The following is a 17,142-nucleotide window of genomic DNA, read 5'->3' as shown; positions in this document are numbered from 1 at the left end:
GGCGCGGTGGAAACGCCGACACGGAAGCCTCCCCTCGGGGAGGCTTTGTTGCGTTCGGGGCGTCGGATCGCCGGTGCTTGCGGGCAAGGGCCGGGCGCTGTGGTATCCTTCGCAACTTGATGCCCGGGGCCGCTGCTGGTAGGCGGCGCCTGGGGCTATTGCCAAGTTTGAAGGAGTCCGATGTCTTATCCGACACCGTCGTTCGAAAATAAAATCTGCACCCAGGAACAACTGGCGGACAAGCTGGCGGCCTTGCCGCGCCCCATCGTGTTCACCAATGGTTGTTTCGATATCTTGCATCGTGGCCATGTGACCTATCTGGCGCAAGCGCGTGCCTTGGGCGCCAGCCTGGTGCTGGGCTTGAATACCGATGCATCGGTGCGTCGGCTGGGCAAGGGGGACGACCGCCCCATCAATCATCAGGATAACCGCGCGGCGGTATTGGCCGCCTTGGAAAGCGTCAGTCTGGTGATCTGCTTTGACGAAGACACTCCGGCGCAATTGATCGAGCAAGTGCGGCCCGATGTCTTGGTCAAGGGAGGCGACTGGACGCCGGACAAGATCGTCGGCAGCGCCGAAACCCTGGCCCGTGGCGGTACGGTGCACTCCATCCCTTTTCTGTTCGATACGTCGACCACCGCCACCTTGCACAAGATACGGGCCAACGAGGCCAAGCAGTGAGCGAGCACGCTTTCGCCGTGCTGCGCCGTCTCGCCGATGGCCGTTTTCATTCCGGCGAGGACATCGCCAGAGAGCTGGACTGTTCCCGCACCCTGGTCTGGCAGGCGGTGCACTCCATTCAGCAGGATCTGGGCGTCACCGTATTCAGCGTGCGCGGTCAGGGTTACCGGCTGGAGGCGCCGTTTCAATGGCTGGATGTGGCGGATATCCGCAACGGTCTGGATGAGGTGGCGGCGGACACCTTTACGCTGGCGGTGGCGGAGCGCACGGATTCCACCAATACCCAGTTGCTGGCGCGCGCCGCCAGCGGTGGCCTGCATGGCCTGGTGCTGGCGACGGAGTTGCAGACCTCGGGCCGTGGCCGGCTGGGTCGGCGTTGGCAGGCGCGTTTGGGGTCGGGCCTGACTTTCTCGCTGTTGTGGCGTTTCGAGCGTGGCCTGTCCCAACTGGCCGGCTTGTCGCTGGCGGTGGGGGTGGCCTTGGCGCGCGCGCTGCGCCGGCTTGGCGCGCCGGTGGCCTTGAAGTGGCCGAATGATGTGTTGTTGAACGAGCGCAAGTTGGCGGGCATTCTGATCGAATTGTCCGGCGACGCGCTCGGCCCCACTGCAGTGGTGATCGGCATTGGCATGAATGTGAGCGAGCCGGGCGATGTGGATCAGCCTGTGGCCTGTCTGGCGGATGCCGGCGTTCAGTTGACGCGCAGCGCGCTGCTGGCCGAATTGTTGAACGAATTGCATCTGGTGTTGGGCAATTTCGACCGCAATGGCTTTGTGCCGCTGCGCGAGGAGTGGATGGGTTTGTCGGCGCATCAGGATGCGCCGGTGTGCTTGCGTTTCTCCCATGGCGAGCCAGTGGAAGGCGTGGCGCGCGGCGTGGCCGACAGCGGCGCGCTGATGGTGGAGACCACGGAAGGCATGAAAATCTACCACGCCGGTGAAGTGAGCTTGAGGAAGCTGGCATGAAGCTGTTGATCGATGCCGGTAATAGCCGGGTCAAATGGGCGGTGCATGATGGCCGTGGCTGGCTGGCCCAGGGCGCGGTGGAGCATGGCGACATCGCCAGCCTGGCTGAAGTCTGGCGACAATGGCCGATCACGGCCGCCTGGGGCGCGTCGGTGGCGCGTGCCGATGTGGCGCGCGGCTTGGAAGCGGCCGCGCCCTGCCGATTGCAGTGGGTGCGGGCAGAGTCGGATTTTGGCGATGTGCGCAACCAATATCGTAATCCGGCCGAGCAGGGGGCGGATCGCTGGCTGGCGGTGTTGGCCGCGCGGCAGCTGCATCAGGACGATGTGATCGTCGCTTGTGCCGGGACCGCCTTGACCGTGGAGGCATTGACCGCCGAAGGCGATTATCTGGGCGGGCTGATTTTGCCCGGTCTGAATCTGATGCTGAGCAGCCTGGCGCGCAATACCGCTAATCTGGACCGTCCCGCCGGCGTGGTGACGCCGTTTCCGCAGGGTACCGAGGATGCGCTGGCCAGTGGCGCGGTATACGCGCTGACCGGTGCGGTGGAGTCCCAGCGCAGGCAGTTGCAGATGCATACCGGCCGCGCTTCGGTGCGGGTGCTGTTGACCGGAGGCGATGCCGCGCGCTTGGCGCCTTGGCTCGCCGGGCCGGTCGAGATCGTGGATAATCTGGTGTTATTGGGTCTGTTAAGGGTGGCCGACGAAAAATGAAGTGGTTCCTAGCCTTGGTTGTGGTGCTGAATCTGCTGGTGGCGATGTATGGCTCGTTCAAGCAGCGTCCGCCGGTTGACGTGCGGGCGCAGGAAGTGAGCCCGGAGCTGGTCAAGTTGCTGCCCGTGAACTGGAAGCCGAATGCGGCTTCCGCGCCGGTCGCGTCCGCTCCGGCGGCGGAGCCGCTGCGCGAATCTTCCGCGCCCAAGGCTGACAAGCTTGTTGCCGCCAAGCCCAAGACGGCGGAAGCGTCGGCGCCTAAAGCATTGGCCAAGGTCGAGGCCAAGCCGGCCGCTGCCAAGCCGGAGCTCAAATCCGAGGCCAAGCCCGAGCCGGTGAAGGCTGCGGAAGCTGCCGCGGTCTGCCTGCAATGGGGGCCGCTGGACGACAAGTTGCTGTCCCGGGTCAAAGGCGGGGTGCCGCAGCTCAAGCTCAAGGCCGGCCAGTTGAGCGAAGCCAGCAAGGAAGAAGCCGCCGCTAGCGGTCGCTTCTGGGTGTATTACCCGCCACTGGCGACTCAGGCGGAAACCTCGACCCTGTCGTCGGAGCTGAAGGGCAAGGGCTTCGACAACTACATCGTCAAGAATGACGATTTCAAGGGCCATTTGTCGCTGGGGCTGTTTGGCAAGGAAGACGCGGCCAAGGCCTTGGCCGCGCGTTTGAAGGCGGCGGGCTACGACAAGGCGCTGGTGCAGCAGAAGGGGCAGAAGACGAGCAAGACCACGCTGAGCTTCAAGACGCTGGACGCGCAGCAGGCGGACAAGCTCAAGTCCCTGCAAAAGCGGCTGACGCCGGGAATCGGGCTGAAATCCTGCGCCTGAGGCCGGCTTCTTGATCTGACTGCTTGCCAGCCGCGGCGCGGAGATGCACTATCAGGCATCGCCCGCGCCAAGGGCGCAGGCGCAGTGTCTTCATTTCCCCGATGACGGCGGCCTCTGGTCGCCGTTGTTCATTTCGTCAGCAGGATATGTTCAGAAGAACCAGCATCACCCGGCTATTGGACCGGGGCCGCTTCAATGACCGCATTTTGCGGCAGTTGGGGTGGTCAATGGCCTTTATCGCCGGCGCGCTCAATGCCGGCGGCTTTCTCGCCGTGCATCGCTACACCTCGCATATGTCCGGCATCATCTCCGGCATGGCCGACGAGTTCGCGCTGGGCGAGGTGACGCTGGGCCTGTCCCTGCTGGTGATGCTGCTGTGCTTTATCGCCGGTGCGATGCACAGTTCCTGGTTGATCCTGTGGGCGCGTCGGCAGCGGCTGCGCGGCGGCTACGGCGTATCGATGATGGAAGAGGCCGGCCTGTTGTTGTTGTTCGGCCTGCTGGGCGCCGGCTTGTCGCTGCACAAGGGCTTTTTCACTCCGCTGACGGTGATGCTGCTGTGTTTCATCATGGGCATGCACAATACCATCGTCACCAAGCTGTCCGGCGGGCTGTTGCGCAGTACCCACATGACCGGCATCGCCACCGACATTGGCATCGAACTGGCCAAGCTCAGCTACTACGGCCGGGAAAGCATGCCCAAGGTTAAGGATGTGCGCGCCAACCGGGCCAAATTGCGCACCTATCTGCTGATCCTGCTGTCGTTTTTCGGTGGTGGCGTGGTTGGCGCGCTGGGCTTCAAGCACATGGGATACAGCTTTACCCTGCCGCTGGCGCTGCTCTTGTTTCTGCTGGGCTTGAGGCCGGTCTGGTACGACGTGAGGCTGCGTTTCCGGCTGTGGCGTATCCAGCTGGAAAGCCATTGATTCGATTGGCTCTTGTGCGCCCGCGCGCATCGCGACAAACTCCGGGCTTACGCCCCAAGGGGGGCGGCAGCCTCAAGCCGTCGGCTGTGCAAGATGGACGGTAATCGTCGGAACGCCTGAGTCCGGCGTACTCTCTCACGGAGAGTATTCATGAGCGAAACCATTTACGGCGATGGCGCGATCCGCCGTCAGGGCTTGTACGGCTCCTCCATTGAAAACACCTATGCCGGCGTGCTGTCCTTCATGCGCCGCAACTACAGCCGAGACCTGAGCGGCGCAGACGTGGTGGTATCCGGCATTCCGCTGGATCTGTCCACCACCTTCCGCTCCGGCGCGCGGCTGGGTCCGCAGGCGATCCGCGCCGCCAGCGTACAGCTGGCCGAGCTGCCTCCCTTCCCCTGGGGCTTCAATCCCTTCGACGACCTGGCGGTGATCGACTATGGCGATTGCTGGTTCGACGCGCACAATCCGCTGACCATCAAGCCCTCCATCGTCGAGCACGCGCGCGTTATCCTGGCGTCCGGCGCCAAGATGCTGACCTTTGGCGGCGATCATTTCATCACCTACCCGCTGCTGATCGCGCACGCCGAGAAATACGGCAAGCCGCTGGCGCTGCTGCACTTCGACGCCCACTGCGACACCTGGCCGGACGACGAGCCGGACAGCCTGAACCACGGCACCATGTTCTACAAGGCGGTGAAGGATGGTCTGGTCGATCCCAAGAAGTCGGTGCAAGTGGGCATCCGCACCTGGAACGACGACTTCATGGGCATGAATGTGCTGGACGCGCCCTGGGTGCATGACAATGGCGTGGATGCTACCATCGCGCGCATCAAGGAAGTGATAGGGGATAGCCCGGTCTATCTGACCTTCGACATCGACTGTCTGGATCCGGCTTTCGCGCCTGGCACCGGCACCCCGGTTCCGGGCGGCCTCAGCAGCGCCCAGGCATTGAAGATCGTGCGCAATCTTGGCGATTTGAACATTGTCGGCATGGATGTGGTGGAAGTGGCGCCCGCTTACGATAACAGCGAAGTGACCGCCATCGCCGCCGCGCATCTGGCCTGTGACATGCTGTGCCTGATGCGCAACAAGAAGCTGGCCGGCACGTTTTAAATCGTTGCTGCCTGCAAGAACGCCGCTCTCATCAAGCAGCGTTTTTATTTGCGCGGAACCAGGACCAGGCGCGCGCCGGCAAGGCCGCCGGCTCGCGGCGCAGCTCCATATAGCGCTCGCCGTTGCGCAGCTCGGCGAAGCCCAGCCGGCGATAGAAGGGGCGCGCATCGCGCGATACCAGCAGAAAGCACCGCAGCTGCTGTAGTTCGGGGTGGGCCAGCGCCGCGTCCATCAGCGCGCGGCCGACGCCGAGGCGGCGGGCCTCGGCCAGCACGAATACATCGGATAGATAGGCGAAGCTGACGTAGTCGGTGACGATGCGGGCAAAGCCCAACTGCCGCTGCCCGCGGTAGGCGCCGAACACCAGCGAGTGCGCGATGGCCTTGTCCAGCTGCGTCGGCGTCAAGCCTTGCGCCCAGTGGGTCTGGCTCAGGAAGCCCAGTATCATGCCGCGGTCCAGCCGGTCGCGTTCACAGCTGATTTCCAGGTGGGCCATGGCGGCTCCATGCGAAGACGACGCCGCCAGTATTCCCGCGTCGCATCACCGCCGGATGACGGAGAAATGGCGGAATCGTTGCAGTGCCGCTAGAAAGCCGGCCAGCGGACCACCAACAGCAGCATGAGGCCGATTTCGCACAACTCTATGCCCGCGCCCAGGCAGTCTCCGGTCATGCCGCCCAGCTTACGCAGCAGAAAGAAGCGCCAGGCCAGCGCCGCCAATGGCGCCAGCAACAATGTCGGAGCCAGCCAGGCGGACAGCGCCGCCAGCAGCACGGTGTTGACGGCCAGGCTGGGCCAGTGGCGGCGCCAGGCGAAGCGTTCGCCGCTGCCGGGCGCGATCGCCGGCAAGCTGGCCGACCAATACAGCGCGAAGCAACGGCACCAGGCGGGGATCAGCAACAGGCCCCAGGGCAGCGCCGGCTGCTTGGCCAGCAGCATCAGCAGCACCAGTTTGGAGGTAACGGCCAGGATCAGCGCCAGCGCGCCGAAGCTGCCGACATGAGGATCTTTCAGCACTTCGAAGAAACGCTCGCGCGAGCGGTGCGCGGCGCCCAGCGCGTCGGCCAGGTCGCCCAAGCCGTCCAGATGCAGGCCGCCGGTGACCCAGGTCCACATCAGCAGCGCCAGCAGCGCGGCCAGCCAGGGATCGCTGCCGCGGCCCAGCGCCAGCGCCGCCAGCAACAGCGCGCCGACGATCAAGCCCACCGCGGCGAACCAGCGCGCGCTGTCGGCCAGCCATTCCGGCTTGAATTCGCGCAACTGCGGCGTGGGCAGGCGGGTCAGGAACTGCAGCGCCAGGATCAATCCGCGCACGGCGCCTCCAAACGCATCAGGTAGGCGGGATGCCCTTCCAGGATGGACAGTTGGGCAAAGCCGCCGCGTTGCACCGTCATCAGCTTGGCCACCGAGAAATCGGTGCCCAGCAGTTCCGCCAGCAAGGTGGTGATCACGCCGCCGTGGGTGACCAGCACCCGGTGGCTGCCGCTGGCCGTGGTCATCCACTCGGCCAGACCGGCCAATACCCGGGTGCGGAAGCCTTCATAGGCTTCGCCGCCCGGCGGCGTCAGTTCTCCGGCTGCCAGCTTGGCGCGCCAGTCCGGGTAATGCTGCGCCAGCACCTGCACCGCCATGCCGTCCCAATCGCCAAAGTCCATCTCGGCGAAGCGCGGGTCCACCTTCAGTGTCAGCGAGCCGTGCAAGGCATGCTGCACCGCGAACTCTCGGCAGCGCTGCAAGGGCGAACTGGCGATCGCGGTGACTGGGGCCAGCGAGCAAATGCGCTGCCAACTCTGCGCCATCTGCGCTTGCCCCAAGGCGTTCAGCGGCAGATCGCCGCTGCCTATCAGCCGGCCGGCATGGTCGATCTCCCCATGGCGCAGCAGGGTGAGCGTATACGGGTTCATTCCGCCTTACCGGTGACGCCGGCCTCGGCGAAGGTCGCCATCTCATTGTGCAGGTGGATGGCCATCTGCAGCAGCGGCACGCACAGCGCGGCGCCGGAGCCTTCGCCCAGGTGCATGCCCAGGTCCAACACCGGCTCCAGCTTCAAGGCGTGCAAGGCCAGCAAGTGACCGGTTTCCTCCGAGCGGTGGCTGGCCAGCAGCCAATCGCCCAGCCGCGGCTCCAGCGCATGGGCGCACAGCGCGGCGGCGCTGGAAATGAAACCGTCCACCAGCACCGGCACGCCGTGCTGGGCGCTCTCCAGATAAAAGCCGGCCATGGCGGCGATTTCCAGGCCGCCCAGCTCGGTCAGCGTTTCCAGCGCCGACAGTTGACGCTCGGCGACGCGGGCCAGCGCGGTGCGCACCACCCGGCGTTTGATTTCCAGTCCGGCCTCGTCCAGCCCGGTGCCGCGGCCGACAATGCGTTCCGGTGGCAATTGGGCCAGTCGGCAGATCAGCGCCGCGGACGCGGTGGTATTGCCTATGCCCATGTCGCCGGCGATCAGCAGGTTGGCGCCGCTGGCCAGAGCCCGGCGCGCGGCCTGCCGGCCCACTTCCAGCGCGGCTTCGGCCTGTGCCGGCGTCATCGCGGCCTCCCTGGCCAGATTACCGGTGCCGGCCCGCACTTTGGCATGGACGATGGGCAGCGCCGAGACATCGCTGAGCACGCCGGCGTCCACCACCTCCAGCCGCGCGCCCAGGCTTTGCGCCAGCACGCAGATGGCGGCGCCGCCGTTGGCGAAATTGCGCACCATCTCGCCGGTCACCACCGAGGGATAGGCGGAAACGCCTTCGGCGGTGACGCCATGGTCGCCGGCGAAAACCGTGATCGCCGGCCGCAGCGCGTCCGGGCAGGTCTTGCCCTGCCAGGCGGCGAAGCGGCAGGCCAGCTCCTCCAGCCGGCCCAGGCTGCCGGCCGGCTTGGTCAGCGTGGCCTGGCGCGCGCGGGCGGCCTGGTAGGCGGCGGAATCGGGAGAGCGGAAGGTGTCGGTCTGTGTCATGAGGTGGCCAGCTCCAGCCTGAATGAGGTTTTGATACAGCGGCGACTTTAAGCGATAGCCCGGCACGGGGGCAACCCGCGTGCCGTGGGTGATTTGATCCTAACTAAACATATTTCTTTTGGCGCCATTCCGCCGGGATGGACTCCGGTATAATCCAGAGCCTAGCAGGTGTCCGCGTCTCAATGGCGTGGATGAAACGGGAAGCCGGTGCAAAACCGGCGCTGCCCCCGCAACGGTAAGGCCTGACGTGTGAAGCTGTTTGATTGAGCCGTGCTTGATTGGCGAATCATTGAAGCAGCGCGAAACGTCCTGGCGATGCAAGCGCCACTGTCCATTGGATGGGAAGGCGCATCGCCGCATGGCTGAGCCCGGAGACCGGCCTGCCGACGCGCGCTCCCACGCAGGATGACGCGCGCGTTCAGGGCCGCCCGGAAGGCGGCCGCACTGGAGTATCGCGGGGAGGCGATCCGACAGACGGCCCGGCGCTCTGCCGCGGCGTCCCCCTTTTCATGCCTTCTTCGCACTCTTCCTGAAAATGCCGCCGCGGCGGCCAGATCATAAAAGTGGAGTGTGTTTCATGTTCAAGCCCCAACAATGCGCGCTGCTGGTTTCGCTGGCTTGCGCCGGCCAGGCCTATGCCGCCAATGTGCCCGAGTTCGCCGGTGATCCGGTGATTGTGACGGCGGGCCGCGTACCACAAAAGGTCGCAGATGTGCCGGCCAATGTTACGGTGGTGACTAGCTCCGATATTGCCAATAGCACGGCTCGCACAGTGCAGGAGGTTCTATCTGAGTATGCTGGCATCCATGTTTTTAACAGCAGCGGTTCGAATGCTTCCTCTGTGGTAGATCTACGCGGGTTTGGGGTGACAGCTAGCAGCAATACGTTGATCTTGGTTGACGGGGTGCGCCAAAACACCAATGACCTGGCTGCGGTCAATCTTGGCTCTGTAGCGCTGGCAAGTATTGAACGAATCGAAATCGTTCGTGGTGTGGGTGGAGTGGCTTACGGTGGGGGCGCCACCGGAGGGGTAATCAATATTATCACCCGATCAGGGGTAGGGCAGGGCCTGAGTGGCCGTGTGACTCTGACTGGTGGGAGCTATGATCTGCAGCAATTGGATGCCAATCTGCAGGCTGCCAACCAGTTTGTTGCTTTTGATGGTTATGTTCAGTCGCTGAAAACGGACAATTACCGACAAAATAATGCTGAGCGTAACGACAATGGCGGCGTTACGCTGACGTTGAAGCGCGCCAGTGGCGATATCAAGCTGTTTGCGAAAACGGCGAGCCAGGGACTGCGTCTGCCGGGATATTTGCTGGCTAACTCAAGCAAGGGTTTGGATCCCTTGGCAAATAATCCAACGGCTACGACCAACCCTGGCGATTACATGACGTTGCAGACCACGAGTGGTGGGGTTTCTTTGAGCCAAGAATTGAGCAAGGGAACGGTATATGTCGATATCGCGAGACGTAATAAGGAAAGTTTTGCCTACTACGCCGCGTATAGCTACTCGGACAAGCGTGACCTTGGGGAAACTAGTGGCTCGGTACGTTACGTGTTGCCTGTGGGCCGGCATGAGTTGACAGCGGGAGCTGATTGGTTGAATGGAAATATGACGGTTCAGGGTGGCAGTACTGCTGCTCAGAAGCGTGTAGGCTACTTTCTGGAGGGCCAATTCAAACCGTGGGGCGATACCAGTATTTTGGTGGGCGGGCGTCAGCAGAAGGTTGACGATACCGTAACAAGCAATAATGGCGAACGGTTGTCAACAATTGATACGAGCTTGCATGCGTGGTCTTTGGGGATTAAGCAAAAATTGGACCCTGCATGGTCTGTTTATGCGCGAATGGGGCAAAGTTTCCGTCTTGGGAACGCAGATGAGGTTGTGTATACCAGTGGTGGACCGTTGGTGCCCCAACAGTCTCATGATAAAGAAATCGGTGTGGAGTGGAGCAATGAGGCTGCCTATGTCAAGGCTGCGGCTTTCAGGAATGATCTGAAGAATGAGATAGCTTTTCTTAAGCTTGTTGGAACATTTGGAGTAAATACTAATTTGCCAGAAACCCGTCATCAAGGGGTAGAACTGGAAGGTAAGCTCAAAGTGTCGCCATCTGTTGATCTCAATGCTAATTTGACTTGGACGCAAGCCACATTCCGATCAGGGTTTGGGATTGCTGGCAATACCATTCCCATGGTGCCAAAGTTGACAGCTAATCTTGCCGGCAGTTGGAAAGTTACCGACAGTCATCGTTTAGCATTGGCTGCTCAGTATGTTTCTGAGCAGGTATATGACAATGATCAACAGAATATCTTCCCTGGAAAGTTACCGGCTTATACCTTGTTGAATGCAAAATATAACTATCGTTTCGACAAGAACGTGTCGGCGAGCTTCAGCGTCAACAATTTGCTGGACAAGCGCTATGCAAGTTATGCCAATGCTAATGCAAAGACCGGCGATATCGCCTTGTACCCATCTAATGGCCGCAACTTTCAGGCGGCTGTGACGTATCAGTTTTAAGCCATGCCCCACCTGATCAGCGGCGGCGCGCGCAGCGGCAAGAGCCGCTACGCCGAAACCCTGGCCCTGGCCCATCCCGGTCCGGTCTGCTATCTGGCCACGGCGGAGTTGCGCGGCGACGTCGAGTTCGCCGCCCGCGTCGAGCACCATCGTCAGCGGCGTCCGGCTGAGTGGTCGCAAGCGGAGGCCGGCCGTGGGCTGGGCGCGGAGCTGCTGCGTCACGACGTGGCCGGCGGCCTGCTGCTGATCGACTGCCTGGGTATGTGGCTGATGCGCTTCTTCGACGAGGACGGCGGTTTCGACGCCGCCGGTTTCGAACAGGAACGCGCCGCGCTGCTGGCGGCATTGACTTGTGTCCAGGGCGAGGTGCTGCTGGTCAGCAATGAAATCGGCTGGGGCGTGGTGTCGGCCAATGCCCAGACCCGATGCTTCGTCGATGAGTTGGGGCGTTTGAACCAAGCGGTGGCGGCGGTCTGTCAGCGAGTGACGCTGGTGGCCTGCGGTTTGCCGCTGATATTGAAAGGCGAGGCATGAAACGGCTGTTGGCTTTGGTGTTGTTGCTGGGCGCGCTGCCGGCGATGGCGGCGGTCAGCGCCCAGGACGGCAGCGGCCAGACCATCACGCTGGCGCAGCCGGCGCAAAGGATTCTGACCCTGGTGCCGCACGCCACGGAAATGTTGTATGCGATAGGCGCCGGCGACAAGCTGGTGGCCACCGTCGAGTACAGCAACCATCCGGAGGCCGCCAAGCGCTTGCCGCGGGTGGGCAGCTTCACCGGTTTCAGCCTGGAAGCGGTGATGCGGCAGCGACCGGACCTGGTGGTGGCCTGGAGCGACGGCGGTGCGCCGCGTGAACTGGAGCGCGTGCGCAGCCTGGGCATCCCGGTTTATCTCAGTCACCCCTTGCAGCCGGACGATGTGGCCAAGGAAATGCTGGCGCTGGGCAGGCTGGCCGGCGTGGACGCCGCCGCAGGCAAGGCGGCGGCAAGTTACCGTCAGCGGCTGGCGGATCTGCGCCAGCGCTATGGCGCGCGCGCGCCGGTGCGGGTGTTCTACCAAGTCAGTCAGATGCCCATCTTCACCGTCAGCGATCAAAGCTTCATGGGGCCGCTGATCAGTCTGTGCGGCGGCGTCAATGTGTTTGGCGATGTTCGGCTGCCGGCGCCGCAAGTGTCCGCCGCCACCGTGGTGGCCGCGCGGCCGCAGGCCATCCTGGCCGGCGATGAAGCCAGCCTGCGGAGCTGGCGGCGCTGGCCGGCCTTGCCGGCGGTGGCCGGCAACGCGTTGTTCGCCCTGCCGGGCGATGCCATGGTGGTGCCTGGCCCGCGGCTGGTGGACGGCGCCGCCGCGCTGTGTCTCGCGCTGGACACAGCGCGGCAGCGGCTGGGTTTGACGGCCAAGTGAGCGCCGGCTATCCTCGCCGCCATGGACAAGGAACTGGAATATCTCGAGTCGCGGGTAACGGCGCTGGTGGCCCGCATTCGCGAGCTTGAAACGCAAAACGGCCGCTTTGCCGAAGCGCTGTCGGAAGCGCTGCGGGACAATGCGGAGTTGAACTTCAGAGTCAACGAAACCCGCGCGCGGGTGGCGGCTCTGGTCGAGAGGCTGCCCAAGGCATCGGAGGACGCGGAATGAGCGACGTGGCTCAGGTAGAAATCGAACTGCTGGGGCGTTCTTTCACCATCGGCACCCCGGCGGAAGAAAAGGAAACGCTGCAAGAGGCGGTGCGCCTGCTGGCCGGCAAGATCGAAATGATCCAGCAGCACGGCAAGGTGATGGACGCCGACAAGATCGCCATCATGGCCGCGCTGAACATCGCCCACGATTTGTTGAAGACAAAAGTGGGAGAGGGCTTGGAGATGGCGGCGTTTCAGCGTAAAATACGCAGCATGAGCGAAGCCGCCGACCAGGCGCTCCGCGAAAGTCAGCAAGCGCTGTTTTAAGCGTCGCTGGCGAACACCAAGGTCAGTACCCCCTGCGGTGTTTGTGAAGGCACACAATTCCTTTGTACCAATGCGTTCGCTTCAGGCTGCTAGCGTGAGTCATGGGCGTGTCGCGTCCCCTCTTGGAGACGCGCCCGAAATGGCTGGCAGGCGGCCCTCCCTGGAAACAGGGTACAAGCGAATTTTGCCCGAACGACACTCGCGGGGGCTCCCGCTCCCGCCATGACCGCATCTCCCGCCGTTACCCCAGCTCAGGATAAGCCCGCTTTGCGTCGGCGGATTCGTCGCGCGCGCCAGGCCTTGAGCCGCGGCTACCGCCTGGACGCAATGCGCGCGATCGCCCGCCATGCGTCGCGGCTGCTCAAGCGCGGCAAGCGCGTTGGCGCCTATCTGGCCGCTGGCTCGGAACTGGATCTGGAAATCCTGATGAGCGTCGCGCTGTGGCGCGGCGCGGAAGTGTATCTGCCGCAGATTCCGCGGCGCGGCCGCCGGCTGTGGTTCAGCCGCCTGGGCGCGGCGGACCGCTGGTATCTGCATCCGCGCTACCGGATCGCCGAATACGACGGCCCGGCGCTGCGCGCCGAACGGCTGGACGTGCTGTTCGTGCCGCTGCTGGCCATCGACGACGAGGGCTACCGCATGGGGCAGGGCGGCGGTTTTTACGACACCACGCTGGCTTTTCGTCAGCGCGCGCGCCAGTTCGGCAAACCCTTGCTGGTGGGCGTGGCCTACGACTGCCAACGCGTCGAGCGCGTGCCGCGCGAGCCCTGGGACATCCGGCTCGATTATCTATTGACCGAATCCGGCTTGCGCCGGCTGCCTTTGAGCCCCGCATGCCGCTAGCCATGGTCTTCCTGGCCGTTTTGCCGGTGCTGGCCCTGTTGGGGCGGCTGGAGTGGGTAGCGGTGTGGCTGTATCTGGCCCTGAGCCTGCTGTGCTTTGCGCTGTACTGGCGCGATAAGCGAGCGGCGCAGCGTGGCGGACCGCGCACGCCTGAGGCCCGGCTGCTGTGGCTCGGCGCCTTGTGCGGCTGGCCCGGCGGCTTGATCGCGCGCCGGCTGTTCCGTCACAAGACCGTCAAGCAGCCGTTCCGGCTGCTGTTCTGGTGCGGCACGGCCGCGAATCTGGCCTTGCTGGGCGGCTGGCTGTATCTGCGAGCGGTGTGAGCAGGCGCGACATCAACGCCAATCGTGGCGGCCGCCGTAGTAATAGCCGTAAACCGGCGTCACCACCACCGGGGCGGGTCTGATCACCACCGGACTCAGCGCCACCCTGGGCGGTTCCACGACGCAAGCGCTCAAGCCGGCGGCCAGCGCCAGGCCCAGCAGACATTGTTTGGCTCGGGTTTTCATGATCTTCATCCTTGTCCTTGGTACGCGCATTTCGTCGCCATATCCCCTTGGGATGCCAATGTCAGCATAAACGGCAATCTTTCCAGTAAGATTGAGCAAGCGTTAACTCTTTCCACCACTGATTAACAGACATTGCCCATGCGCTACTGGCTGATGAAGTCCGAACCGGACGATACCTCTATCGACGATCTCGCCGCCGAGCCCGAACGCCTGTTCGAGTGGACTGGCGTGCGCAATTACCAGGCGCGCAATTTTATGCGCGACGGCATGAAAGTGGGGGACCGGCTGCTGTTCTGGCACTCGTCCTGCCCGGAGCCGGGCGTGGCCGGCCTGGCGGAAATCGCCGCCGCCGCGCATCCGGACTCCAGCCAGTTCGACCCGGAAAGCCCGTATTACGACCCCAAGTCCGCGTCCGACGCGCCGCGCTGGCTGGCGGTGGATGTGCGCTTCCTGCGCAAGACCCGGCTGCTGTCTCCGGCCGAGCTGCGCCAGCACCCGCCGCTGGCTGAGATGACGGTGCTCAAGCGCGGTAACCGGCTGTCCATCACCCCGCTGAGCGAGGATGAATGGCGCTACATCACTGAACAGTTGCTGGCATGCTGAGCCTGCCCTTATTGCTGACGCTGCTGGCCTGCGGCGCGGTGGCCGGTTTTCTGGCCGGCCTGCTCGGCGTCGGCGGCGGTTTGGTCATCGTGCCGGTGGTGCTGGGGGTCTTGTCCGCCGCGCATTTGGGCGGCGACCATGCACAGCATCTGGCGGTGGGCACCTCGCTGGCGGTAATGGTGTTCACCAGCCTGTCCAGCGTGCGCGCGCATCACAAAAAGGGCGCGGTGGACTGGCGCATTGTGCGAGCGATGGCGCCGGCGATGGTGGTTGGAACCTTGCTGGGCAGTCTGATCGCCGGCGCGATCTCCGGGCTGGCGCTGAAATGGTTCTTCGTCGGCTACGCCTATCTGGTTGCGGTGCAGATGTTCTTCAACCTCCGGCCGCAAGCCAGCCGCGGAATGCCGGGCCAGGCCGGGCAGTGGGGCGCCGGCGGTGCGATCGGCATGATTTCCAGCTGGGTCGGCATCGGCGGCGGATCGATGAGCGTGCCCTATATGAGCTGGTGCAATGTGCCGGTGCATACCGCCATCGCCACCAGCGCGGCCTTGGGCTGGCCCATCGCCGTGTCCGGCGCCGTCGGCTATCTCTACAGCGGCTGGGGCGTGACCGGCTTGCCGGCCGGCTCCCTGGGCTTTATCTACCTGCCGGCGATGCTGGCGCTGATGCTGATGACGGTGCTGATGGCACCGCTGGGCGCGCGCGCCGCGCACAAGCTGCCGGTGGCTCGTTTGAAGCAGGTGTTCGCCGCCTTGATGGCGACGATGGCGAGTGAGATGTTGTATAGCCTGCTGCGCGGTTAGGGAGTCGAACTTTATGATGGAGAGGCCATGCTGTATCCGCCGATAGAACCGTTTGCCAGCGGCATGCTGGCGCTCGACGGCTTGCATACCATGTACTGGGAGCAGTGCGGCCAGCCGCAAGGCTACCCGCTACTCTATCTGCACGGCGGGCCCGGCGACGGCTGCGTGCCGGCCTGCCGTCAGTTGTTCGACCCCGCCTTCTACCGCGCGGTCTTGTTCGACCAGCGCGGCAGCGGCCGCTCCTCGCCGCGCGGCGAGCTGCGCGACAACAGCACCGCCCACCTGGTGGCGGACATAGAACGGCTGCGCGAGCAGCTGGGCATCGAGCGCTGGCTGGTGTTCGGAGGCTCCTGGGGCAGCACGCTGGCGTTGGCTTACGCCCAGGCGCATCCAGAGCGCGTCAGCGGCCTGATCCTGCGCGGCATCTTCCTGGGCGAGCGCCGCGAGATCGACTGGTTCCTGCACGGCATGGGCCAGTTTTTCCCGGAGGAGTGGCAGCGCTTCGTCGCGCCGATACCGGAAGCCGAGCGCGGCGACCTGCTGGCCGCCTACTATCGACGCCTGACCGATCCGGACCCGGCGGTGCATCTGCCGGCCTGCCGCGCCTGGGGCCGCTACGAGGGCGCTTGCGTCGCGCTGCGCCCCAATGCCGACGCCGCCGAACGCGCCGGCAGCGAATACGTGGCGCTGTCGCTGGCGCGGCTGGAGGCGCATTACTTCGTCAACCGCGTGTTTCTGCCGGAGGGCGCGCTGCTGGCCGGGCTGGCGCGCATTCGTCACATTCCCGCCGCCATCGTGCAAGGCCGTTACGACGTGGTCTGCCCGCCGGCCACCGCGCTGCGGCTGGCCCAGGCCTGGCCGCAAGCGCATTACGAACTGGTGGAAGCCGCCGGCCACTCTTTGTGGGAGCCGGGCATACTCGAGGCGCTGCTGCGGCAACTGGAGCGTTTCCGCGACGCGCACCTGGCCGGCCGGGTCTAAGAGCCTGTTCAAAGTCTCGCGAGCAAGAGCGAGACAAGGCGAAAACAAGCGGAAAAGCGGAATGTACACGTGGTACATGAGCATTTTGAGCTTGTTTTTAACGCCGTATCGCTGAAGCGCAGCAGACTTTGAACAGGTTCTAAGCCAGCGCAACTATTTGACGCATTGACGGGTCGAACCAGGCTTTCAACACGGAAAGCATGGCAATTGAAAACCATCCTTCTTTGCGCCGCGGCCGCATTGGCCGCGATTCCCGCCGCCGCCTCCGCCTATAGCGACGAAGCGCGTTTCCCCTTCGCCGGCCAGCCCGGCGAACTGCCGCTGGAAGTGGTGCTGCGCTTCGCCAAGAACCGGCTGGGCGAGGACGGCCAGTTCGAATACCGCAGCCTGAAAGTGATCCAGACCAGTCAGCCGGAAGCCTTCGACCAGGCCAGCATCGCGCTGCTGCGCGAAGGCCTGATGGACGACAGCGTCAAGGGCATGCGCCAGCGTTTCCAGCTCAGCCGCGAAGGCAATGTGTGGACCATACGCTCGGTGAAGGAGGATTTCTCCTGCTGGCGCGGACGCAAGGGCTGGGGCGTCAAGCCCTGCTCTTGACGGCGGCGAGTCGGGAACCGGCCAAGCATTTGTTTTTTTGGGGTCTTATCGCGGGAGCGAAGACGCCGTTATAATGGGGGCAACCTTTTTGCGGACGGGCTATCCGGAGGCGCCAGCGTGAACCGCGCGCCGGGCAGCCCGCCTTTTGTATTTCCGCCTTTTGAATTTCAGAGTCCAGAC

The 17,142-nt window shown here is 63.9% G+C and carries 22 protein-coding genes and 1 riboswitch; of the genes, 17 read left to right on the top strand and 5 right to left on the bottom strand.

The window, feature by feature from the left end; all coding sequences use genetic code 11:
* Nucleotides 1-180 precede the first annotated feature (180 nt).
* The 6 genes from rfaE2 (at nucleotide 181) to speB (ending at nucleotide 5,219) form a co-directional block, all read left to right on the top strand.
* Nucleotides 181-681, top strand: a complete 501-nt coding sequence (rfaE2, locus tag ACE3QM_RS13415; RefSeq protein WP_374422512.1) for a D-glycero-beta-D-manno-heptose 1-phosphate adenylyltransferase — start codon at nucleotides 181-183, stop codon at nucleotides 679-681.
* Complete coding sequence (locus ACE3QM_RS13410) at nucleotides 678-1,643, top strand: biotin--[acetyl-CoA-carboxylase] ligase (RefSeq protein ID WP_374422510.1); 966 nt, start codon at nucleotides 678-680, stop codon at nucleotides 1,641-1,643. Before rfaE2 ends, ACE3QM_RS13410 begins: the two co-directional genes overlap by 4 nt.
* Nucleotides 1,640-2,356, top strand: coding sequence for a type III pantothenate kinase (locus ACE3QM_RS13405; protein ID WP_048409999.1), 717 nt, complete (start codon nucleotides 1,640-1,642; stop codon nucleotides 2,354-2,356). Before ACE3QM_RS13410 ends, ACE3QM_RS13405 begins: the two co-directional genes overlap by 4 nt.
* Entirely contained in the window at nucleotides 2,353-3,177 is an 825-nt protein-coding gene (locus tag ACE3QM_RS13400) for an SPOR domain-containing protein (protein WP_048409998.1), read from the top strand. Before ACE3QM_RS13405 ends, ACE3QM_RS13400 begins: the two co-directional genes overlap by 4 nt.
* A gap of 227 nt (nucleotides 3,178-3,404) precedes the next feature.
* The gene (locus ACE3QM_RS13395; RefSeq protein ID WP_231461071.1) at nucleotides 3,405-4,103 is read left to right on the top strand and encodes a YoaK family protein; all 699 of its coding nucleotides are present in this window, start codon (nucleotides 3,405-3,407) and stop codon (nucleotides 4,101-4,103) included.
* Nucleotides 4,104-4,253: 150 nt separating this feature from the next.
* Nucleotides 4,254-5,219, top strand: coding sequence for an agmatinase (speB, locus tag ACE3QM_RS13390; RefSeq protein WP_048409997.1), 966 nt, complete (start codon nucleotides 4,254-4,256; stop codon nucleotides 5,217-5,219).
* 31 nt (nucleotides 5,220-5,250) lie between these two features.
* On the opposite strand, the gene ACE3QM_RS13385 is transcribed toward speB, so the two are convergent.
* The 4 genes from ACE3QM_RS13385 to cobT all read right to left on the bottom strand — a co-directional run bounded on the left by ACE3QM_RS13385 (nucleotide 5,251) and on the right by cobT (nucleotide 8,163).
* Nucleotides 5,251-5,715 (bottom strand): GNAT family N-acetyltransferase, encoded by a 465-nt coding sequence (locus ACE3QM_RS13385; RefSeq protein ID WP_374422506.1) that lies wholly within the window; start codon nucleotides 5,713-5,715, stop codon nucleotides 5,251-5,253.
* Between the two features lie 89 nt (nucleotides 5,716-5,804).
* Nucleotides 5,805-6,533, bottom strand: a complete 729-nt coding sequence (locus ACE3QM_RS13380; protein WP_048409995.1) for an adenosylcobinamide-GDP ribazoletransferase — start codon at nucleotides 6,531-6,533, stop codon at nucleotides 5,805-5,807.
* The gene (locus tag ACE3QM_RS13375; protein ID WP_231461075.1) at nucleotides 6,521-7,123 is read right to left on the bottom strand and encodes a histidine phosphatase family protein; all 603 of its coding nucleotides are present in this window, start codon (nucleotides 7,121-7,123) and stop codon (nucleotides 6,521-6,523) included. Before ACE3QM_RS13375 ends, ACE3QM_RS13380 begins: the two co-directional genes overlap by 13 nt.
* Complete coding sequence (cobT, locus tag ACE3QM_RS13370; RefSeq protein ID WP_048409993.1) at nucleotides 7,120-8,163, bottom strand: nicotinate-nucleotide--dimethylbenzimidazole phosphoribosyltransferase; 1,044 nt, start codon at nucleotides 8,161-8,163, stop codon at nucleotides 7,120-7,122. Before cobT ends, ACE3QM_RS13375 begins: the two co-directional genes overlap by 4 nt.
* A gap of 149 nt (nucleotides 8,164-8,312) precedes the next feature.
* Nucleotides 8,313-8,562: riboswitch (cobalamin riboswitch) on the top strand.
* 178 nt (nucleotides 8,563-8,740) lie between these two features.
* On the opposite strand from cobT, the gene ACE3QM_RS13365 reads away from it, so the two are divergent.
* The 7 genes from ACE3QM_RS13365 (at nucleotide 8,741) to ACE3QM_RS13335 (ending at nucleotide 13,792) form a co-directional block, all read left to right on the top strand.
* On the top strand, nucleotides 8,741-10,684 hold the full coding sequence (locus tag ACE3QM_RS13365; protein WP_374422503.1) for a TonB-dependent receptor: 1,944 nt from the start codon (nucleotides 8,741-8,743) through the stop codon (nucleotides 10,682-10,684).
* A 3-nt stretch (nucleotides 10,685-10,687) separates the two neighbouring features.
* Entirely contained in the window at nucleotides 10,688-11,218 is a 531-nt protein-coding gene (gene cobU / locus ACE3QM_RS13360) for a bifunctional adenosylcobinamide kinase/adenosylcobinamide-phosphate guanylyltransferase (RefSeq protein ID WP_374422501.1), read from the top strand.
* Complete coding sequence (locus ACE3QM_RS13355; RefSeq protein WP_374422499.1) at nucleotides 11,215-12,087, top strand: cobalamin-binding protein; 873 nt, start codon at nucleotides 11,215-11,217, stop codon at nucleotides 12,085-12,087. The genes cobU and ACE3QM_RS13355 overlap by 4 nt, the downstream gene beginning before the upstream one ends.
* Nucleotides 12,088-12,108: 21 nt before the next feature.
* Nucleotides 12,109-12,318, top strand: a complete 210-nt coding sequence (locus ACE3QM_RS13350) for a hypothetical protein (protein ID WP_048409989.1) — start codon at nucleotides 12,109-12,111, stop codon at nucleotides 12,316-12,318.
* Entirely contained in the window at nucleotides 12,315-12,626 is a 312-nt protein-coding gene (locus ACE3QM_RS13345) for a cell division protein ZapA (protein WP_019101793.1), read from the top strand. Before ACE3QM_RS13350 ends, ACE3QM_RS13345 begins: the two co-directional genes overlap by 4 nt.
* A 267-nt stretch (nucleotides 12,627-12,893) precedes the next feature.
* Nucleotides 12,894-13,469, top strand: coding sequence for a 5-formyltetrahydrofolate cyclo-ligase (locus ACE3QM_RS13340; RefSeq protein ID WP_374422496.1), 576 nt, complete (start codon nucleotides 12,894-12,896; stop codon nucleotides 13,467-13,469).
* Nucleotides 13,460-13,792, top strand: coding sequence for a DUF1294 domain-containing protein (locus ACE3QM_RS13335; RefSeq protein ID WP_374422494.1), 333 nt, complete (start codon nucleotides 13,460-13,462; stop codon nucleotides 13,790-13,792). The genes ACE3QM_RS13340 and ACE3QM_RS13335 overlap by 10 nt, the downstream gene beginning before the upstream one ends.
* 12 nt (nucleotides 13,793-13,804) lie before the next feature.
* Here ACE3QM_RS13335 and ACE3QM_RS13330 read toward each other — a convergent pair whose 3' ends face one another.
* Complete coding sequence (locus ACE3QM_RS13330; protein ID WP_197081449.1) at nucleotides 13,805-13,978, bottom strand: hypothetical protein; 174 nt, start codon at nucleotides 13,976-13,978, stop codon at nucleotides 13,805-13,807.
* Between the two features lie 138 nt (nucleotides 13,979-14,116).
* On the opposite strand from ACE3QM_RS13330, the gene ACE3QM_RS13325 reads away from it, so the two are divergent.
* From ACE3QM_RS13325 to ACE3QM_RS13310, 4 genes are all read left to right on the top strand, one after another.
* Nucleotides 14,117-14,581, top strand: a complete 465-nt coding sequence (locus tag ACE3QM_RS13325) for an EVE domain-containing protein (RefSeq protein ID WP_374422491.1) — start codon at nucleotides 14,117-14,119, stop codon at nucleotides 14,579-14,581.
* A complete protein-coding gene (locus ACE3QM_RS13320; RefSeq protein ID WP_048409984.1) occupies nucleotides 14,575-15,384 on the top strand; it encodes a sulfite exporter TauE/SafE family protein in 810 nt (269 codons plus the stop codon). The genes ACE3QM_RS13325 and ACE3QM_RS13320 overlap by 7 nt, the downstream gene beginning before the upstream one ends.
* Nucleotides 15,385-15,411: 27 nt before the next feature.
* Nucleotides 15,412-16,365, top strand: a complete 954-nt coding sequence (pip, locus tag ACE3QM_RS13315; protein ID WP_374422489.1) for a prolyl aminopeptidase — start codon at nucleotides 15,412-15,414, stop codon at nucleotides 16,363-16,365.
* A 207-nt stretch (nucleotides 16,366-16,572) separates the two neighbouring features.
* Entirely contained in the window at nucleotides 16,573-16,962 is a 390-nt protein-coding gene (locus ACE3QM_RS13310; protein WP_156183729.1) for a hypothetical protein, read from the top strand.
* The last annotated feature ends 180 nt before the right edge of the window (nucleotides 16,963-17,142 follow it).

This window comes from Chromobacterium sp., from assembly GCF_041912965.1.
Classification (GTDB): Bacteria; Pseudomonadota; Gammaproteobacteria; order Burkholderiales; family Chromobacteriaceae; genus Chromobacterium; species Chromobacterium aquaticum.
This window is presented reverse-complemented; position numbering and strand designations above follow the sequence as displayed.

What these genes read in the sequence shown, in the direction of transcription:
- rfaE2 (WP_374422512.1), top strand. Translation starts at nt 181, where the DNA reads ATGTCTTATCCGACACCGTCGTTCGAAAATAAAATCTGCACCCAGGAA.
- ACE3QM_RS13405 (WP_048409999.1), top strand. Translation starts at nt 1,640, where the DNA reads ATGAAGCTGTTGATCGATGCCGGTAATAGCCGGGTCAAATGGGCGGTG.
- ACE3QM_RS13400 (WP_048409998.1), top strand. Translation starts at nt 2,353, where the DNA reads ATGAAGTGGTTCCTAGCCTTGGTTGTGGTGCTGAATCTGCTGGTGGCG.
- ACE3QM_RS13395 (WP_231461071.1), top strand. Translation starts at nt 3,405, where the DNA reads ATGGCCTTTATCGCCGGCGCGCTCAATGCCGGCGGCTTTCTCGCCGTG.
- speB (WP_048409997.1), top strand. Translation starts at nt 4,254, where the DNA reads ATGAGCGAAACCATTTACGGCGATGGCGCGATCCGCCGTCAGGGCTTG.
- ACE3QM_RS13385 (WP_374422506.1), bottom strand. Translation starts at nt 5,715, where the DNA reads ATGGCCCACCTGGAAATCAGCTGTGAACGCGACCGGCTGGACCGCGGC.
- ACE3QM_RS13375 (WP_231461075.1), bottom strand. Translation starts at nt 7,123, where the DNA reads ATGAACCCGTATACGCTCACCCTGCTGCGCCATGGGGAGATCGACCAT.
- cobT (WP_048409993.1), bottom strand. Translation starts at nt 8,163, where the DNA reads ATGACACAGACCGACACCTTCCGCTCTCCCGATTCCGCCGCCTACCAG.
- ACE3QM_RS13365 (WP_374422503.1), top strand. Translation starts at nt 8,741, where the DNA reads ATGTTCAAGCCCCAACAATGCGCGCTGCTGGTTTCGCTGGCTTGCGCC.
- cobU (WP_374422501.1), top strand. Translation starts at nt 10,688, where the DNA reads ATGCCCCACCTGATCAGCGGCGGCGCGCGCAGCGGCAAGAGCCGCTAC.
- ACE3QM_RS13355 (WP_374422499.1), top strand. Translation starts at nt 11,215, where the DNA reads ATGAAACGGCTGTTGGCTTTGGTGTTGTTGCTGGGCGCGCTGCCGGCG.
- ACE3QM_RS13350 (WP_048409989.1), top strand. Translation starts at nt 12,109, where the DNA reads ATGGACAAGGAACTGGAATATCTCGAGTCGCGGGTAACGGCGCTGGTG.
- ACE3QM_RS13345 (WP_019101793.1), top strand. Translation starts at nt 12,315, where the DNA reads ATGAGCGACGTGGCTCAGGTAGAAATCGAACTGCTGGGGCGTTCTTTC.
- ACE3QM_RS13335 (WP_374422494.1), top strand. Translation starts at nt 13,460, where the DNA reads ATGCCGCTAGCCATGGTCTTCCTGGCCGTTTTGCCGGTGCTGGCCCTG.
- ACE3QM_RS13330 (WP_197081449.1), bottom strand. Translation starts at nt 13,978, where the DNA reads ATGAAAACCCGAGCCAAACAATGTCTGCTGGGCCTGGCGCTGGCCGCC.
- ACE3QM_RS13325 (WP_374422491.1), top strand. Translation starts at nt 14,117, where the DNA reads ATGCGCTACTGGCTGATGAAGTCCGAACCGGACGATACCTCTATCGAC.
- ACE3QM_RS13320 (WP_048409984.1), top strand. Translation starts at nt 14,575, where the DNA reads ATGCTGAGCCTGCCCTTATTGCTGACGCTGCTGGCCTGCGGCGCGGTG.
- pip (WP_374422489.1), top strand. Translation starts at nt 15,412, where the DNA reads ATGCTGTATCCGCCGATAGAACCGTTTGCCAGCGGCATGCTGGCGCTC.